This is a genomic window from Pirellulales bacterium (genome assembly GCA_035939775.1).
Classification (GTDB): domain Bacteria; phylum Planctomycetota; class Planctomycetia; order Pirellulales; family DATAWG01; genus DASZFO01.
Window position 1 is genome coordinate 1 of the sequence record DASZFO010000084.1, and the last position, 18529, is coordinate 18529.

At 59.8% G+C, this 18529-nt stretch carries 11 protein-coding genes; 4 read left to right on the forward strand and 7 right to left on the reverse strand.

What is annotated here, in order from left to right; translation table 11 throughout:
• Positions 1-3198: tetratricopeptide repeat protein (locus VGY55_04925; GenBank protein HEV2969313.1), on the reverse strand; the 3198-nt coding region annotated here is incomplete at its 3' end.
• A 945-nt stretch (positions 3199-4143) separates the two neighbouring features.
• Between VGY55_04925 and VGY55_04930 the strand changes: the two genes are divergently transcribed.
• The 3 genes from VGY55_04930 (at position 4144) to VGY55_04940 (ending at position 7935) form a co-directional block, all read left to right on the forward strand.
• Complete coding sequence (locus tag VGY55_04930) at positions 4144-5220, forward strand: hypothetical protein (protein ID HEV2969314.1); 1077 nt, start codon at positions 4144-4146, stop codon at positions 5218-5220.
• 145 nt (positions 5221-5365) lie between these two features.
• The gene (locus VGY55_04935) at positions 5366-5617 is read left to right on the forward strand and encodes a hypothetical protein (GenBank protein HEV2969315.1); all 252 of its coding nucleotides are present in this window, start codon (positions 5366-5368) and stop codon (positions 5615-5617) included.
• Positions 5618-5751: 134 nt separating this feature from the next.
• Entirely contained in the window at positions 5752-7935 is a 2184-nt protein-coding gene (locus VGY55_04940; GenBank protein ID HEV2969316.1) for an aryl-sulfate sulfotransferase, read from the forward strand.
• Between the two features lie 137 nt (positions 7936-8072).
• Here the strand turns inward: VGY55_04940 and VGY55_04945 are convergent, their stop codons facing one another.
• From VGY55_04945 to VGY55_04970, 6 genes are read right to left on the reverse strand one after another with little or no spacing between them, the layout of a single operon-like run.
• A complete protein-coding gene (locus VGY55_04945; protein ID HEV2969317.1) occupies positions 8073-10280 on the reverse strand; it encodes an aryl-sulfate sulfotransferase in 2208 nt (735 codons plus the stop codon).
• A 25-nt stretch (positions 10281-10305) separates the two neighbouring features.
• Positions 10306-10905 carry a sulfotransferase gene (locus VGY55_04950; GenBank protein ID HEV2969318.1) on the reverse strand — a complete coding sequence of 200 codons (600 nt, stop codon included), beginning with the start codon at positions 10903-10905 and terminating at the stop codon, positions 10306-10308.
• 45 nt (positions 10906-10950) lie between these two features.
• On the reverse strand, positions 10951-11775 hold the full coding sequence (locus VGY55_04955; protein HEV2969319.1) for a hypothetical protein: 825 nt from the start codon (positions 11773-11775) through the stop codon (positions 10951-10953).
• Positions 11776-11782: 7 nt separating this feature from the next.
• The gene (locus tag VGY55_04960) at positions 11783-11968 is read right to left on the reverse strand and encodes a hypothetical protein (GenBank protein ID HEV2969320.1); all 186 of its coding nucleotides are present in this window, start codon (positions 11966-11968) and stop codon (positions 11783-11785) included.
• Between the two features lie 55 nt (positions 11969-12023).
• Positions 12024-14072: an alkaline phosphatase family protein gene (locus tag VGY55_04965; GenBank protein ID HEV2969321.1), complete on the reverse strand. Its 2049-nt coding sequence runs from the start codon at positions 14070-14072 to the stop codon at positions 12024-12026.
• A complete protein-coding gene (locus VGY55_04970; protein HEV2969322.1) occupies positions 14073-16253 on the reverse strand; it encodes an alkaline phosphatase family protein in 2181 nt (726 codons plus the stop codon).
• A 1521-nt stretch (positions 16254-17774) separates the two neighbouring features.
• On the opposite strand from VGY55_04970, the gene VGY55_04975 reads away from it, so the two are divergent.
• Positions 17775-18419, forward strand: a complete 645-nt coding sequence (locus VGY55_04975) for a hypothetical protein (protein HEV2969323.1) — start codon at positions 17775-17777, stop codon at positions 18417-18419.
• The last annotated feature ends 110 nt before the right edge of the window (positions 18420-18529 follow it).

The following is an 18529-nucleotide window of genomic DNA, read 5'->3' on the forward strand; positions in this document are numbered from 1 at the left end:
GGGAATCCATTTTGACTCGCCGTCGCGAACGGCTCGCCCGCCCCGATCGCTGGCGAGCAGCACGCCGGGATCGCCGCCGTAGTCAACGTCGCCGACCAATAGCAGCGAAGGCGGCGCGAGGGGGACAGGCACCTTTTGCTCCGCGGACTCCGCAAAAGGAGCCATTCCCCGGGTGGCCAACAGTTCCGGTAGCGCCTGGGGAACCGGAATCACGGCGATCGCCCGCTCTTCGATCAAGAACTTGCCCAGCGCATTGCCCGGCAAGGCGATCCAAGGGAACTTGGCCAGTTCACCATCGGGAGAGATCAAGACAATGTTCGCGCCGGTCAAGCTGGCTTCCAGCGGTTGCCAGACTTTTTTCCGCAGCGTCGCGGCCGCCTGCTGCGCTTCCTCGCCGCGGCCATACCCCGCGCGCCACGTCTCGACGGCCGAGTCGATATCGGCGCTCAGGCCCAGATCAATCCAGGCCACCGGTTGGTCATGCCGCACGACGAAGGCAGCGATGCGCCGGCGCCAGATCGGCTTGTCTTGGTTCTCCTCGGTCCAGCCGTAATTGTAGTACTCAATAAGGTCCACCAGGGCGGTGTCGGCCGGGAGGGCTTTGCGCAAATCCGCGCCGGTCCGCTTTTGTTGAGCTCGTTGCTCGGCAAATTGAGCGCTGACATTTGCCAGCTTCCCTTGCAGGTCTTCGACCTTTTCGCTGAGGTCGTTCAGCCGTTTTTTGTAGGCATCGCGGTCGGGCCCGGTGGGAACCTGGTTGGTTAACACCGTTAATTCGCTGGTCGCCGTTTCGAGATCGCCGTACAGTGCCGCCACTTGTGGCTTCTTCGCCAAATCGCGGCGAAGCGCCCTAAGGAACGCCTGCCGGCTGGTGACGGCGCCTTTCCATGCCAAGACCTCGTCGTAGACAATTTCCGGTGGCATCTTGGCCGCGCGGCCGGCGGATAGAAAGTCGCTGAAAACATCTCGGACGTTGTCAATCATCAGCAGTTGTTGGTGTTCCGACTGGATCGCGGCGGTTTGCTCAAGATGCTGCCGCATGATTTCGGTGGCCTGTCGCGCGTGGCCGGCGGCTGCACCGAATGAACGCAATCCTACTTCGCAATATGCCAGATTGTTCAGGCTGGTGGCGTAGTCGTGATGCTTCTCTCCCAAAACCTGCTTGTTGATGGCGAGCGCGTCGACCAAGAGCAGTTCCGCCTTCGCGTAGTTTCCTTGGCCTTGGTATAGCGTGGCGAGATTGTTCAGGCTGATGGCGTAGTAGGGATGCTTCTCTCCCAAAACCTGCTTGTTTATGGCGAGCGCCTCGACGTAGAGCGTCTCCGCCTTCGCGTAGTCACCTTGAGAATAGTACAAGTAGGCCAGATTGCTCAGGCTGGTGGCGTAATGGGGATGCTTCTCTCCCAAAACCTGCTTGCGGATGGCGAGCGCCTCGACGAAGAGTGGCTCCGCCTTCGCGTAGTTTCCTTCGGCGCGGTATAACTCGGCCAGATTGTTCAGGCTGTCAGCGTAGTCGGGATGCTTCTCTCCCAAAACCTGCTTGCGGATGGCGAGCGCCTCGACGTAGAGCGGCTCCACCTTCGCGTAGTTTCCTTCGGCGCGGTATAACTCGGCCAGATTGTTCAGGCTGTTAGCGTAGTAGGGATGCTTCTCTCCCAAAGCATGCTTGTTGATGGCGAGCGCCTCGACGTACAGCGGCTCCGCCTGCGCGTATTTTCCTTCGGCGCGGTATAACTCGGCCAGATTGTTCAGGCTGGTGGCATAGTCGGGATGCTTCTCTCCCAAAGCATGCTTGTTGATGGCGAGCGCCTCGATGTACAGCGGCTCCGCTTTCGCGTAGTTCCCTTGGTCCTGATACAGCGAGGCCAGACTGCTCAGGCTGGTGGCGTAGTAGGGATGCTTCTCTCCCAAAACCTGCTTGTTGATGGCGAGCGCCTCGACGTAGAGTGGCTCCGCCTTCGCGTAGTCATCTTGAGAATAGTACAAGTAGGCAAGATTGTTCAGGCTGGTGGCGTAATAGGCATGCTTCTCTCCCAAAACCTGCTTGCGGATCGCGAGCGCTTCGACGTAGAGTGGCTCCGCCTTCGCGCAGTTTCCTTGGGCTTGGTATAGCGTGGCGAGATTGTTCAGGCTGTCAGCGTAGGCGGGATGCTTCTCTCCCAAAACCTGCTTGCGGATGGCGAGCGCCTCGACGTACAGCGGCTCCGCCTTCGCGTAGTTTCCTTCGGCGCGGTATAACTCGGCCAGATTGTTCAGGCTGTTGGCGTAATGGGGATGCTTTTCTCCCAAAACCTGCTTGCGGATGGCGAGCGCCTCGACGTACAGCGGCTCCGCCTTCGCGAAGTCACCTTGGCTTTGGTAAAACCGCGCCAGATTGTTCAGGCTGTTGGCGTAGTCGGGATGCCTCTCTCCCAAAACCTGCTTATTGATGGCGAGCGCCTCGACATAGAGCGGCTCCGCCTTCGCATAGTTTCCTTCGGCTTCGTACAGAAATGCCAGACTGTTCAGGCTGCCGGCGTAATCGGGATGCTTTTCTCCCAAAATCTGCTTGCGGGTGGCGAGCGCCTCGACGAAGAGTGGCTCCGCCTTCGCGTAGTTTCCTTGGTCTCTGTATAAACCGGCCAGATTGTTCAGGCTACTGGCGTAATGGGGATGCTTCTGTCCCAAAGCCTGCTTGTTGATGGCGAGCGCCTCGACGTACAGCGGCTCCGCCTTCGCATAGTTTCCTTGGGTTTGGTACAGAACGGCGAGGTTGTTCAGGCCGAGCGCGTATTCGGGATGCTTTTCTCCCAAAACCTGCTTGCTAATGGCGAGCGCCTCGACGTAAAGCGGCTCCGCCTTGGCGTAGTTACCTTGAGATTCGTACATTGCGGCCAGATTGTTCAGGCTGGCGGCGTAGTCGGGATGCTTTTCTCCCAAAACCTGCTTGCGAATCGCGAGCACCTCGACGTAGAGGGGTTGCGCTTTCGCGTAGTTCCCTTGGGCTTGATACAAGAACGCCAGATTGTTCAGGCTGGTGGCGTAATCGGGATGCTTCTCTCCCAAAACCTGCTTGCGGACGGCGAGTGCCTGCTCAGCAAGCGGAATCGCTTCACCGGCTTTTCCTGCCTGGTAAAGCTCGCTAGCTCGCGCGTTCAGCTTTTTCGCCTCGTCGACTTGCGCCTGTTCCCCGGGGGTGAATGTTCGTTCCGGCGCCATCGGAGAGACAGACGAGGATGGTGCCGACGCAGGGGCGGCAGCCGACGGCGTTTTCGGTTCGACCGCCCCTGCAAAGCAGGCAACTCCAATCCAGAGCGCGGCTTGCAAAAGCATGACTTGCCCGAGAGATAAATCGTGGCAGTGGAGCGCGGAACCCCAGCGTCTTGGTTTCAATCATACCACAACACCGGTAGCAAGCCAGAATCGACGGAGTCAGCGGGGTGCTCCGTCACCTGCGGCCCGCATCGGTGACGAACCTGCCGGTTGGGCCCTACCGTGCAACGGACAGTACATCTTACATTGCCAGCTCAATGCGAATCGGGGACCCAGCGATTTCACATTTGGTTTTGCGATATCAACTGGTCCGAGCGCCAAACGATTTCCGCCTAAGCTGCCGATTTTCATGGCGTGCTGTGATAGCAGCGCTTACCTGTTAAGTGGAAGGATTTTGCGGAGATCTACGTTCCATTCGCCGGGCGGACCGACGCGCGCTTCGCACCCGTCATCGACCGTGGCCTGTCATTCGCCAATTCGTTGTGGGTAGACCGACGCTTACGCTGGGATCAGACGACGTCGCTCTCGGTTCAAACAGGCCATTGAATTCAGCTCACATAAAGCCAGAATCGCCACAACGCGATTCCATCTCGGCATTTACTGAGTCCAAATCCTGTTTCCACCTTCGGCTACTCAAGCGAGGACAAACCCAGGATTTTCGGCGCCAAGCTCGGCGGCTTGCCAAAGAACGGCCGCGAGCTGATCCGGAGCTACGTCGGATTCGTGAGCCGCAATCGGTTTCCTCCGCTCTGCGTCGAAACTGACTACAATCATGCGGTCAGATTCCGCGTGTGGGGCCACCGCCGCGATTAGGCGGTGGTTCGGGATCGCGAAGCGTGATCGCCGAAGCCGGGTGTATTTCCTTGAATCTCGAATCTGAGGTGAATGACCGTGAATCGCGAAACCATCCTCATCGGTTTGTTGCTAACTGGTTTCTTTCTGGCAGTCCCAGCCATCATGCCACAGGGGAAGGCGGCGGATCCTGAGTCGGCTCCTGCTCCGGTCAATTTTTCCACGCAGGAAGATCACAGAAACATGATGGAACAACTGGGGATCACAAAGCTGCGGCCGGGCCCCAATGGCAATAAATCGGCACCAGATCACGCGAACTATGACGAGGCATTGGCTAACCCATATCCTGATTTACCTCCCGTTCTGACGCTCAAGAACGGAGACCCCGTCGGCACTCCCGAAGTGTGGTGGAACCAGCGTCGCCCGGAGATCGTGGAAGACTTCGAGCGCGAAGTCTACGGGCGGATCCCAAAGACTGTCCCCAAAGTGACGTGGACCGTCACCGAAACTCGCGATGCGACGGTCGGAGACAGGCCTGTCATCGAAAAGCAGCTTCAAGGTCACGTCGATAACTCGGCGTGTCCGGCAATCGAGGCGAACATCTCGATGACTTTGACCACACCAAAGAATGCAAAGGGCCCCCCGCCAGCGTTAATCATGTTTGGCGGGTTCGGATTCGGTGGCGGGCGCGCGGGGCGTATTCCCACGGGCGCGGGGCGCGGGTTTGGACCGCCCGGGCCGTCTCGATCAGAAACACTGGTTCAAGCGGGATGGGGATTCGCCATGATCCCGCCAGCCAGCATTCAAGCCGACAACGGGGCGGGACTGACTCGAGGCATCATTGGTCTAACCTACAAGGGCCAGCCTCGCAAGCCGGATGACTGGGGCGCATTGCGTGCCTGGGGCTGGGGCGCGTCACGAGGTTTGGATTATCTGGAAACTGATCCGGCCGTCGATGCGAAGCGCGTCGGTATCGAAGGTGTTTCACGATACGGCAAAGCGGCACTGGTGGCGATGGCGTTCGATCCCCGTTTTGCCATGGTACTGGTCGGATCGTCAGGAGAAGGGGGCGCGAAGCTCCACCGTCAAAATTTTTGGCGAGGCCGTCGAGAACCTGACAGGCTCCGGAGAATATCACTGGATGGCAGGCAACTTCCTGAAATATGGGACCGCTGAGTCAAAGTTCGGAAGCCTGACCCCAGGTGATCTCCCGGTCGATTCGCACGAATTGATCGCTTTATGTGCTCCGCGCCTCACTTTCATCAGCTACGGAATCCCGTAGAATGGTGATGCGAATTGGCTTGACCAGCAGGGGAGTTTCATGGCCACGGTCGCCGCCGGCCCGGTGTTCCGGCTGCTGGGCGCAAAGGGCCTAGGCACATCTGACGATTACAAAAAGGAGAAAATGCCGTTGGTGAATGCCGGGTTGCTGTCTGGCGACCTGGCCTGGCGCCAGCACGACGGCGGGCACACCGACGGACCGAATATCGAGCATTTCATTGATTGGGCTGACGAGCATTTTGGTCGAAAAACGCCGACTCAGAGGGAATCGCCGACGCCCGTCGCAAAATGAGTTTGTGGGCCCTCTGAATCACACAATGGATGCGTCCCCTTTGGATTACCAGTGCAATTACTCTATTCTCTAGCGGAGTCATCAACATGTGGTCTTGGAGTCTCTGGTCTGTGATTACGAGCTCAAGAACTCGAATGGCGACCGTCGCGGCGGTCGCGGTGACGTTCGCGGCGGTCCTCGCCTCGACGGCCAACGCTGACCCCGCGCAAGACGCCGCGAAGAAAGACGAAGCGCCGCCGCCCACGCCCGCAAAACTGGGCGTCTCGATCAACGACCCGCGCGCGTTGCCCGGCTACAACCTGATCAACGCGAGTGGCAAGACGACGTACCTGTTCGACAACGAAGGCCGCGTCGTTCACTCGTGGACCAGCGAGCATCTCAGCTCGGTCGCATCCTACCTTCTCGAAAATGGAAATCTGTTTCGCCCCGCCGAGGCGGAGAATCGCAAGCCAGGCTTCCAAGGCCCGGCCGCGGGCGGTCGCATCCAAGAGTTCGACTGGGACGGCAATCTCGTTTGGGATTTCGAGTATCACAGCGAAAAGCGCTTGCCCCACCACGACGCGATCAAACTCCCCAACGGAAACGCTCTGCTCATCTGTTGGGAAATGATCGATGAAAAAGAAGCCGTTGCCAAGGGCCGCCGACCAGAGAGCGTGAAGGATTCTCACCTGCAGGCCGATTGCCTGATCGAAATCAAGCCCACCGGCAAGACAACGGGAGAAGTCGTATGGGAATGGCGCAGCTGGGATCACCTGATCCAAGACCGCGACAAAACCAAGCCCAATTACGGCAACATTTCCGAGCACCCCGAGCTGTTCGACGTGAATTTCATTCACGGCGAGGAAGACCAGGTCGCTAAAATGATGGCGACCAAGGACGGTCAAGATAAGCTCCGCACCCTGGGCTACGTTGGCGGCGCTTCCGCAACGCCCGCCGACAATAAAGCCGCTCCCAAGAACGATGGCGACAAGAAGGATGCCGACAAAAAGGACGCGGGGCAAAGTGCCAAGAAAGACGATCAGTCGAAATCGCAATCCAAGGATGCCCAGAAGAAGGATCAGCCGAGCGGGCCACGAAAGGAAGCCGATTGGATGCACGTCAACGCGGTGGATTACAACGCCGATCTTGACCAAATTGTCCTGAGCAGCCCGCACTTCTCGGAAATCTGGATCATCGACCACAGCACCACCACGGAAGAAGCCAAAGGGCACGCCGGCGGTCGCTGGGGCAAGGGGGGCGACATCCTCTATCGCTGGGGCAACCCGCGAGCCTATCGCAACGGGACCAAGGCCGATCAACGGCTCTTCTTCCAGCACAACGTCCAATGGATTCGCAAGGGGCTGAGCGGGGAAGGTCATTTGCTCGTCTTCAATAACGGCAGCGGACGCAAGCCCGAGGAATACTCCTCGGTCGATGAGTTCGTCCCGCCGACCGATAGGGACGGCAAATACATTCGCGATGAGGGTGGCCCGTTTGGCCCGGATAAGGCGCTGTGGAGCTATTCCGCGCCCAACAAGAAGGACTTCTACTCGTTCTTTATTTCGGGCGCTCAACGCCTCCCGAACGGAAACACTTTGATTGACTCGGGCGCCAGCGGAGTCGTCTTCGAAGTGACGCCTGAACATGAGACCGTTTGGAAGTTCGCTAACCCATTTAAGAACATGATGGGCGGGCCACCACTTGGAAGCGGACCGCCAAAGCTGGTCGAAGTGTTCAGCGGTTTCATCCGAGATATGTTGGGTATGAAGGAAGAACAGCGGAAGAAACTCGACGAGATCGACAAAGGATTGATCGCCAAAATCGAACAGGCTCTCACCGCCGAACAAAAGAAGATCCTGGCCGAGCCGATCGATTTCGATTTCAGCAAGTTTCCCGCGCCGGGCGAATTCCTCTCAGCGTTCAAAAGGGACAAGCTGAAGCTCACGGACGCCCAGGCGAAAGAGATGCAGTCCCTCCAAAACGACCTCGATTCGAAGCTTGCAAGCATTTTGACCGACGACCAGAAACATCAAATCGAAGAGTTTAAGAACAATCCACCCGGCGGTCGACCGGGCGGGGCGCCTCCTGGTAGAGGCGGGCCGGGCGGACCTCCGGGCGGAGGTGGACCGGGCGGGCCTCGTCCCGGCGGAGGTGGGCCGCCCCGCATGGGCAATACGCTCTTCCGAGCCACCCGATACGCGCTCGACTTCCCCGCGTTCAAAGGCAAGTCGATCACTCCCGGCAAAACGCTCGTGGAAATCCAACAAGAACTCGACAAGCCGCAGCCTAGAAAAGAACCGAGTTCGGCCAAACCTAAGGAGGCTCAGGCTTCGAATTAGCCTTGCGGAAGTGGTTTGAACGCGTTACCGAAGCAGTCAGTTGTCAGTAGCCGAGCGGCGAGGAGGTGCATCCCGTCGCGCCGGAAATCCGCTCTCCGCAGAGTTTGTCGCCGGTCTTCGCGTCGTAGCGCCTCCACTCACTTCGTGGCGACCGGCGGTCGCGCTTCCAACTCTTCGATCGTCTTGCCGGGCGTGAGGTCCTTGCCGGCGAGGCCGGCGAAATCAGGTCCGTAGCGATAAGCGCGGAAGATGCTGCTGCCGCCGTTGAAATCACCGCCTCCAAATCCCATGAAACCTCCAGGACCGCCCGTTCCGCCAGGACGTCCTGGTCCACCAGGGCCGCCACCCGCCAGCGGGCCGCCAGCGAACGCCTTCATCATATCTTGCATCATCTTGAGCTGGTTCGCCTGATCGCCCTTGAGGACCGCCTTCAGCTTCACCGCGGCCTGCTGCTGAATCTCATCGACGAGCTTCGCTTGCTCGGCCGAAAGTTCAAGCTTGTCGCGGGTCGCGTTCGGCAGCACGTGCTCGAAGTCCGGCGAACCGGGAGGACCGAAGGGCCCGGCGTTTTTCTGCAAATCCTTGAGTTTGGTGCGCTGATCGTCACTGAGCGATTCCTCGAACTTTGAGCCGGCGTCGGTCTCGAAATCGTCAATTTGTTTGCGCTGCTCGGCGCTAAGCTGCAAAGGAAACGACAAGAAGCCGGGCAGGAGTTGAATCGGATGAGTGTTCGCCGGCGGCGGCGTGAAGCGGCCAAACCCACCTGGGCCGCCAGGACCAGGACCGCCCGGTTGTGGAATGCCAATGCCGCCAGTCGCCTTGGCCGGATTAACATATCGCCAGACGATTTTCTTCTCCGGATTGACCTCGAAGACGACACCCCCGAAACCGGTGCTGAGGAGCGTGTCGCCATTGGGTAATCGCTGAGAGCCGGACATAAACGGTGCGAAAAACTCCTGCTTGTTCGCCGCGGAATAGCTCCACACGGCGGACTCGGGCCCAAAAGCGACGCCGGGCTGGCGCTCGTACTTGCCGTCGGCGTTCACCGGCAGCAGGATTTCATCGGACGACGAGTAGTTTCCGTCGGGCCGGCGGCTCCCGTTGTTGAACGCGAGCAGATGCCCCGCGCCCGGAAGACCATCAGGAATCCAGTGGGCATCATGTTGATTGAAGAGCCGCTGGTCTTTGGCCGTGCCGGCGCGATAGGCCTGCGGGTTTCCCCAACGATAGAGGAGATCGCCGCCTTTTCCATGTTTGCCGCCTTTGTGGCCGGCCGCCTCGGTCGAGGTCGTGCTATGGTCGATGATCCAAATTTCGCTGAACTCGCGGGCACTCAGCATGACCTGATCGAGCTTGTCGTTGTACGCGACGGCGTTGCCGTGGACCCAGTCGGGCAAAAACCCTGCGAACTTCTTTCCACCGGCCGCCCCGACATAACCCAGGCCCTTGAGTCGATCCAAGGGGTCGTCTTTCTTGCCATTCGACTTCTTGTCGTCGGGCAGTTTGGCATCATCTTTTTTCGGCTCTGGCTGAATTGGTGGCGAGGCGGCAAAGCGGGCTAGATTGGCAAAGCCCGAACCGCCGCCTCGGGCGAAATTGATATCGACCAACTCGGCGTGTGCGGCCACGTCGCCGAAGTTCGCCTTCGTCGAGTCGTTGTCTTGAATGAGATGGTCCCACAAGTGCCATTCCCAAACGATCTTGCCACCCGTCTTGCCGGACGGCTGAACTTCATAGATGGCATCGACAAGCACGTCGCTCGTGCCGGCAAGCGTCGGCTTCAACCCCGCGGCAATGAATTCCGCCGGCGTCTTCCGCTCCCAGACATTCATGAGGATGTTGGCGTTAGGCAGGCGGGTGATCGAATGATGGCGAATCTGTTTTTCGTTGTGGAACTTGTAGTCCCAGATCAGCTCCCCGTCCCACGCGAACTCCTGGATGCGGCCCCCTTGGCTCGCACCGGCGAAGAAGGCCTCATTCTCGCCGAGATTGGCCGCCCGAAGCAGATGCCCGTTCTCCAAAAGATAAGCATCTTGGCCGGCCGCGTAGCGACTTTCCCAAGCATGCACAACGCGCCCTTGCACGTCGACGAGATATGTCATCTTGGATTGCAATGGGGCGATCAGCGTGTAGCCCTGAAACGCGCTCGGCTCATTCACCTGCACGCCGATTTTCGGCGCCGGCCTGGCCGGAGCAGTCTCTTTCGCCGGATCGCGAGTTGACGGAGACGGGTCACGCGCACCGGGAGGTGATTGAGCAAACAGTGAAAACGACGGCGCGACGAGGACCGGGAACAACACCGCTATGAGCATTTTTCGCACGATCGAATCCTTACATTTCAACATTCGGACCTCCTTTGGAGTGCTATTTTCACTTAGCCGCAGAATCTACGCGCCGATTCCGATACAGCGACGGATCGACCGCCGCAACCATCGCGTCGAGGTCCATAATTCGTTCGAAGAAATGGCAAACGCGCTCGGCCTGGGCAACTGGATCTTCGAGCAGCTCGTTGTAGCTGACGCGCAGCACGGCGATGTGCGGCTGCCCGGCGAGCCAGCGGTCAAGTTCTTCCAAATGAGTTTGAAAGGCCGCTTTCATTCGTTCGCGGGGCGCCGCGGGGCGGCCCAGCCGCTCGAGCATTTTTTCCTGCGAAGCGAGCACTTCGTCCAGATCGCGCTCCATGAAAAGCACCCGATAGCGCTCTCCCGGCGGCAGGTCGCGAAGCAACTGCGAAACCATCTTGAAGGCCTTGTTGCGAGTATCGGACAACCATGACGAATCCTGCTTGATCTTCTTGACCTGCTCGAATTCGAGATACCCGCGGGGGTTGTCGGTGTCGGCCGCGCGGATGGCGTCAGTGACAATCTCGATCCCACCGGCCGACAGCATCTGCATCATGAGTGAAGTGCCCGAACGTGGCAGACCGGAGACGATCATGATCTCTAAATCGGTTGGCATTTCGTCGCTCATGGAAATCTCAGTTTGAAACCACGATGGCAACAAGAGCACTCGGGCTCACAAGTTGACTTTGAGAATCGGTTTGACGGCGAAGGCAACTACCATGGAGGCGATGAACCAAAAGAACACCCAAGTGTTGGTCCCACAGGTCCAGCCGGACCGTTGGGGGTAATCGATGGCAATGCTTTCGACCCGCGAGTCGGGCGGAAATGGCGCCTCGCGCGGATTTTCGAGGGTCCGCCCCCACGACCAGCCTGGGCGCTCGCGGCTCACCGGCATGAATCTTTCGCCGACGACAAATTCCTTCTCAAATCGATGCCGGCCGATGTCGAACTCCAGCCGATGAACGCCATCTTGTCTGGCCCGCACGTTCCAACAAACCATATTCTTGCTCGGCACGCGGACTGGGCCGACGGTCGTCTCGAAATCGGGACTGGTTGCCAACTGCGGCGAGACGGATTGACCCTCGGCCAGCTTGACCGTCACCACTGCATCCTCGCCCACGCGGATCGGCCGGGCCTGAAACCATAGCGTCAATTGAAACAGCGCCAGTGTGATCGGCACGAACATGACCAGCATCGGCACCAACGAGAGTAACAAGAGTTTCGCCACGCCAACAAGAATCCGGCTTTGCGAGCGCAGGCTCACCAGCACGCTTTCTTTGAATAGCGATAGGGCGAGCAGGTTGGCCTTGATCGCGGCGCGTGCCCGCTTGATCGCCGGCTGGTTCGAGGTGTGTTTGAAAACCACGAGCATCAGCACGCCCGTGACTGCGGCGACGAGCGTGGCCGAAAGCCAGCCCGGGAGCGAGGCAACCGGCGCGAGCAGCACGCTCGCGCAGGCGTTGGCGATCGCGTTCAACCAGACAATCAGTTGAGTCATCGCAAAGTCACTCGATGTAGCCCAGCCCGCGGAGTTGATCGGCCACCTGCTGCTCGGCCTCTTCGACTTTCAGCCGCTTGATTTCATTCTCGATCGCGCTGGCGACGAATTCGTCGAGACTACTGAATCCGGCCGCCGCGGCGGCCGATTTGGCACGTTCGTAGAGGGCGGGATCGATGTTGAGTTTGCTCATGGAATCTCTCGAAGTGGTTTTGTCGGAGTGGACGCTACGGCGTGAACTCCAACAGCTATCCCGTAAAAACACTCTTACCCGTAATCGTGCTCGCCGCCGGCAATCCGAACTCGCTCAGGATCGACGGCGCGATGTCGATGAGCGACGGCGCCTTGGCCTTGATCGGTCGATTGCAGCACAGCACGCCGGGCACTTCCAGCGCGTCGACGCAATGGTCGGCGCTCCAGGCCGCCGTGTTGTCGGAGATCACCTCGGGCATCAGCTCGCCCGTGCAGGTCTCCCACGAAGCCCGATAGCCGCGCTTGTAGCCGATGATCAGATCGGGGGCCATCTCCATCGCGCTGCCCGAATAAATCTGGTCGGAGCGATAGACGCCGCGGATCACCTGCTCGCCATTCGTGTCGCGGACGGCTTGCAGCCGGGCAACGAGCTGCTTGAGCAGCCGCTCCCGCTCCTCGCCCGGCGCGACGATCCCATCCGGCTCGCGCCCCTTGAGGTTCAGATAGAGGCCGTTGATTCCCAGGCCATAGGCCCGCGTGCGGGTCCAATCGGCGTCGTGCCGGATCGAGGTGCACTCGCCGGGGTTGAGAAAGCCCGTGTCGCGGAGCCAGGAGTTGAGATTGAACTGCCGCCCGAAGTTGGCGAAGCCGTGGTCGCTCATCACGAAAATCGTGGCCTTCGCGCCGTAGCGATCGTGAATGTCACCGATGATCTTGTCGAGCTTTTGATAAAGCCGTTTGATATGGGCGAAATACTTATTGGTTTCGGCGGGCGTGCGGGACGGGTGCGGATCGTCGGAATCCCACCAGAACATGTGCGATTGGAGATCGCTGCTGGAGAAATAGAAGAACAACAGGCCGTCGTCGTAGTTTTCGACAGCATACTCAAACAGCGCGAGCCGCTCGTCGAGCACGTAGGTGGCCTGTCGGAGAAACTCATCGTCGGTGAACACGCCGTTTGAGCGCGCCTTGTGATCCTCTTGAAAGCCGGTTGTATAGAACGGCCCGAGCTGTCGGGAAATGTCCTGCACGAAGCTCGGCGGCTCGGAAATCTTTTGCGCCGGCGACGAGGGATCGATATTGATCGGCGAAACGTACAGGCGGAAATCCGGCGCGACCTCTTGCAGGTAGAAGCGGCAAATGCCGGCCGCATGCTGATCGGGAAGTGGCGAGGGGGTCGAGACGGCGAAATCGAGCTTCGTCCAGCGGCTCCAACCGCCGGCGTTGAGCATGACCTTCTGTCCCTGCACCTCGATCAGCGCCGCATTCGATTGGCGATCCCGATGGACTTCGAACTCGACGACAATGGGCTGAGGGTTCTTGAGCAGGCTATCTTGCGGGCCGACCAGTTTTGCGCGAGCCGAATCTCCGTTGAAGACGAGCCTCGCCCGCATGCCACCCCCTTCGTTGACGCCGTCGGCGGCTGTGTCTTCGCTGAAATACTGATAGGTTCCGTAGCCGCCGAGCATATCGGGCGTGCCCATGCCGGAAAGGCACCGATGATGCCCGTGCTGCGAGGGACTAGGCGGGTAGTTCGACGGCAGGTCGTAGAACGTCGACGGGACACCCGCCGCGTCGAGATAGTCCCAAAACGGCACCCCTTGCCGCTTGAGCACGGTCTCGGGTGGTTTATGGTTGAACGGCCAGAAGTCCAATTGCAGCCGATGATCGCCGACTTCCCAGAATCCTTCCGGTGGCAGGGTTTCCGCGCCGGAGAAGATCGGCTCGCACCTCTCGTGGGGATGGCGATGGATGAAATCGAAGATGCCGTGCGAGCCGGGACCGGAGCCGTTGATAAAATTAGCCCAGGCGACCGGGCTTTGCGGCGGAGTGCTTGTGCCGAGATCGCTGAAACCGCCAGCCGCGGCCATCTTGGTGAAATTCGGCATTCGCCCCTCCTTCATCAGGATCGACGTGAGCCGGGGGTCCATGCCGTCGATCCCGATCACGATCACCTTTTTGCCAAGACTTTTCGAAACGCGGTTGATGCTGCCGATCCAATACGCGCCGCCGGCAAGGCCAGCGATGCCCGCGGCGAGGGCGGATTTTTTGAGGAACGATCGCCGCTTGATTTGCGGCACGGTAGATGAGGGAGTCGTCGCCATTTATGAGCTTGCGCTGGTTAAAGTAGTTGCCGCCTGCCGGCTCGGCACGCCGAGCCCGCCCGGTGTCAATGGACCTTCGGCAACCTGCAGCACCCGTCCATCCATGTGTTCGGGCTTCGGGATGCCGAACAAATCGAGCACGGTCGGGGCGATGTCCAAGAGCCGCGGGTTTGCCGTTTCGATCCGGCGGTTGCAAAACAGCACGCCGGGCACGACGGACGGATCGACGCAGTGATCGCCGCTCCAGGCCTTTTTGTTGTCGTGAAACACGTCGCGGCTCGTCCGTCCCACGGCGGCCTCCCACGACACGCGATAGCCGCGGGCATAGCCGACGATCAAATCCGGGGCCTGCCCTTTGTACGGCCCGCGATAAACCTTTTCGGCCTGATAGACGCGCTTGATCGCGGGACTTCCCGTCGCCGGATCGACGAGCTTCGCCAGCTTTCCGGCGATCTCTTCGCACAATCCCGCAGTCTCCTCGCCCGGTTCGACGATCCCTTGCTCGAATTTGCCCTTGCGGTTCACGAAGATGCCAGTCAGTCCAATGGCGAAGGCGCGGGTTCGCGACCAATCGATGCCTGTGAAATGCGGTTCGTTTCGCCGGGCGTCGTCAACGACGAGATAGCCGTTCTCCTCGAGCCATCGATTGAGATCGATGCCGCGGCGAAACGTGTTGAAGCCGTGATCGGAGAGCACCATCAGCAAATTGTCGTCGCCGCACTTAGCCATCGTGCGGCCGACAACCTGGTCCATCCGGGCGTAAAGATCTTCGATTGCGTGGCGATGGGCCGCGGGCAATTCGGCAGGCCGCGCCGGGTGCTGCTCGTCGAGATACCGCCAGAACATGTGCTGCATGCGATCGGTGCCGTCGAACACACAAACACACAAGCCCCGCGGCACTTTCTCCAGCGAATCGAAAAACATCACCTCGCGCTCGCGGTCGATGTCGGTGCACTGCTGGACGAAATGATCGTCGGCCAACACTTCCTCGCTCAGGCCCCAGGTGTCTTCGGCCAGCCCGAGCGTGGCATAGGGGCCTTGCCGCTTAGCCAGGTAGATCGGATAGACCGATGGGTAGCCGATCGCCATCGCGGGATTCTCGGGGTCGATATTGACTGGCGTGGCATAGAAATTGAAATGTGGCTCGGTGCTCAATAGCAGAAATCGACACACGCCGCGGATCGTCGTGCGAACGCCCGCGCGGAAGCTGACCTGAATCCAATCCGTGTATTCGTTGAGCTTGAGCGGGTGTTTCGAGCCGTTGATTTTTAGCACGCCGCGGTCCGGGTTGAGAATCGTTACGGTAAACGGCAGCTTCAGCGGGCCGAGATCGGGCTTGGTCGGATGATTGGGACCGAGCAGGTCGCCCTGGATCGTGTTGCCTTCGCGCGAAACATAGTGAATCTCGCCGCCAGTCTTTTCGCTGCCGTCGGCAGGGCGAGTCGTGTAGTGCGAAAAAGTCCCTTGCGTGCCTCGTAGATCGGGCACACACATGGCCGAGAGCTGCACGCCGCGGAGCTTCTCCGGCGGAAAGGTGATGGGCACGCGGAGAATCGAGTTGAAGATCCCGTAGTCGCTCAAGATGCTCCAAAACGGCTTGCTCTTTCGCAGCATCCGCACGTCGGGCCGGCGGCCGAATGAAACGCTGAGCGGCCCCCAGCCGATGGAGCGGGCCGTCGTGCGGATTTCGACCGAACTGAGCTTTGGCTGATACGTGCGTTCGTCCGGGATGAGGAAGTCAAAGATGTTGTGCTTGCCCGGATTCACGCCCGTCTGAAATGATGACCAGGCGACCGGCGAGATCGGCGGGAGCGTGCTGCCGAGCGATTGAAAGCCGCCTTGCTCGCGGAGCTTCGCCAGATTCGGGAGCTTGCCGGCGGCGAGCAGCTTTTCCGTCAGACCGTGATCGAGGCCGTCTAGTCCGAGAATGACGATCCGACGAAAGCGCACTTTGCCCGGCGGCTGCTTGCGAAAGATCAACCGCAATAAACGGCGAATCGGCCAGAACAGCACCATCGACATGGCCGAAAGTATGGCCCCGAAGATTGCAAAGAATGAACCGGCCAGCGCGAAGCCGGCGCCCGGCCCGATGTAGGCTAGCGCCGGCTTCGGCAGAAGCAGGATCAACAGCGCGGCCGCGAAAAGAACCGCGGCCCGCAATGGTTTAGCGCCGTGCTTCACTTCTTTTCACTCTTATTGTCGTTCTTGATCACGTTTTCTATCCGTTCGCCCGGCTTCAGGTCTTAGCCGGCTAGGCCCGGAAAATCGAGTCCGTAGCGATACGCGCGGACCAATCCGCCGGGACCATCTGGGCCGCCGCGTCCGCCCGGGCCGCTTCGCGGGTGGGGCACCGCGCAAACTGTCTGCTAAGTCGAGCTTACCAAATTCAGTAAGTTGTTGCGCCGTTGCGTCAACTAGCGAAGCCGAGGACGGGTGGATAAAGCTCCAATAGGAGCCTGTTATTTCCCCGTTCGCTCAGCTTTGCATGCGTATTGTCGAAAATGAGCCACTGAAAAACCCGGAAACGGTGGCCCAAACCACCAGTCTCGGAATCATGAAGTGCCAGTCGCGACGATGGATTTCAGCGCGAATCAGCCGGAACTCGATAGATCAGATTTGTGCTTGCCGGGTTCAAATCTCGTTGCCGGGTCGTCGCATGCCTACGGTTTTTGGCAACGCGTCCAAATCCCGTCACATAAGCCGCGCCCCCGGTCCTGCCTGCTGATTTATCAGCAATTAGCGGATTATCGGGCATTGAAGGGGGAAATACTTGATGGCTGGGGCCTAACGGCCAAACTCGCACTGGGGCCCACTTCGGCGGAGCTCGCGCGTCGGTCGCATCGACCGAAGTTTGGTTTTGTGTCGGTCCGGGCGGACCGACACGCCTCTCGGCAATGCTACGGATCAAGCCGATTAGATCAGGCCAAGGAATGGTGCCAAATGCTGCCGCCCAGCAGTGGAGTATGTGCCGCAGGTCGGCCGCAACGGTGCCGACAAATCGACATCATTCGCCCGGATTCTTCGCAATGGCCTGCAGAACGACGGGATCCGGCCGATGCGGACTTCTGACGTTCCTACTGAACAGCGGAAATCTTACGGGCCTTAAGGTCGGTCAACACATCCATCCGTCCGGGCGCGTCGAGACACGACATATCGGCCAACATCTGGCCGCGAATTGTCTCGACCAGGGGCTTGCAAGTCGTGTAGCCGCGCGGCCAGGAACGGAACGCGGGGCCCGACGTGCGGCACGGCGGGCGACGACCGACTGCGGTTCGATCGCCGAGTCGCGCCGCGGGCGTTGAGATCGTTCACGCCGGGGGCAAGTCATAGCGGGACTGAAGAATCGGCAGAAACCAGTCATAAAAAACGGAGCCCTAACTCGCGTTTCGCGACCGGCTTGCCGGCTGCGACACCCAGTCGATTGCCTTCGCGGCTCGCGCCGCGACGAGCATTTTTGCTCGGCCCGATTTGGCCGTAGCGGTTGGCTTGCTCCAGGTTCTCGGTCGACGATGGCCGGCCCTCGGAATATCTCGGCGCTCGACTCGTCCCACTGGTAATTGAGATGTCGTTGACCCTCGCTAATAAGAGCGTCTGAGTTGATCGACTGAGTTGATCGTTCGTGCCTCGCACGTCGCGGGGCGGTTGTTTTCCTAACGACCGCCCCCACCCGGGGCGGTCTCTTTCCTCACAGGAGATCCTCCCATGAGCGCGGATTTGAAGCAGCTAAGCTCCAACCAGGAAATCCCGGCTTGGCACGGCGACTTTCTGAAGATGATGCCGGCCATTCGCCGCCAAGCGCAAATCTCGTTTCGTAAGGCACCGCCCGAGTTGCGCGGGGAACTCGTCGCGGAGGTGGTCGCCAACTGCTTGGCGGCTTACGCCCGACTGCTCGAACTTGGCAAGCAGCACGTCGCCTTCCCTTCCGCGCTGGGTCGCTATGCGGTGGCCCAAGTCCGCGCCGGTCGCCGCGTCGGGAATCGTCTGCGGGTCCGCGAGGTCCTCTCGAATTACGCGCAACATCGAAAGGGCTTTTCGGTCGAGCGGCTCGACTATTTCGACGAGGAGGAGAATTGCTGGCGCGAGATTATTGTCGAAGACAAACGAGCGACGCCTGCGGAAGTGGCTGCTTTCCGGCTGGATTTTTTGGCGTGGCTCAAGCTGCTGCCCCAGCGACGCCGAAAAATTGCCCTGACCCTGGCGGCGGGAGAGACGACCCTGAGCGCGGCCAAGCAGTTCGGCGTCGCCCCCAGCCGGATCTCCCAGCTTCGCAAATGGTTCCAATTGAGTTGGGAGCGGTTCCAAGGCGACGTTCCCGTCGGCGCGTGTTGTCCATTGCGCGTGGCTTGACGGGTTGAGTGGGCGTCGCCCACCACGGCAATGCCCATGGGAGCCTTCGGCAGCGGAAGAATCAAGATTACGCCGCCGAACGACAGCGGCCGCCCCGCGGGGGCGGCCGC

What these genes read in the sequence shown, in the direction of transcription:
- VGY55_04935 (HEV2969315.1), top strand. Translation starts at nt 5,366, where the DNA reads ATGGCCACGGTCGCCGCCGGCCCGGTGTTCCGGCTGCTGGGCGCAAAG.
- VGY55_04940 (HEV2969316.1), top strand. Translation starts at nt 5,752, where the DNA reads ATGGCGACCGTCGCGGCGGTCGCGGTGACGTTCGCGGCGGTCCTCGCC.
- VGY55_04945 (HEV2969317.1), bottom strand. Translation starts at nt 10,280, where the DNA reads ATGTTGAAATGTAAGGATTCGATCGTGCGAAAAATGCTCATAGCGGTG.
- VGY55_04950 (HEV2969318.1), bottom strand. Translation starts at nt 10,905, where the DNA reads ATGAGCGACGAAATGCCAACCGATTTAGAGATCATGATCGTCTCCGGT.
- VGY55_04955 (HEV2969319.1), bottom strand. Translation starts at nt 11,775, where the DNA reads ATGACTCAACTGATTGTCTGGTTGAACGCGATCGCCAACGCCTGCGCG.
- VGY55_04960 (HEV2969320.1), bottom strand. Translation starts at nt 11,968, where the DNA reads ATGAGCAAACTCAACATCGATCCCGCCCTCTACGAACGTGCCAAATCG.
- VGY55_04965 (HEV2969321.1), bottom strand. Translation starts at nt 14,072, where the DNA reads ATGGCGACGACTCCCTCATCTACCGTGCCGCAAATCAAGCGGCGATCG.
- VGY55_04975 (HEV2969323.1), top strand. Translation starts at nt 17,775, where the DNA reads ATGAGCGCGGATTTGAAGCAGCTAAGCTCCAACCAGGAAATCCCGGCT.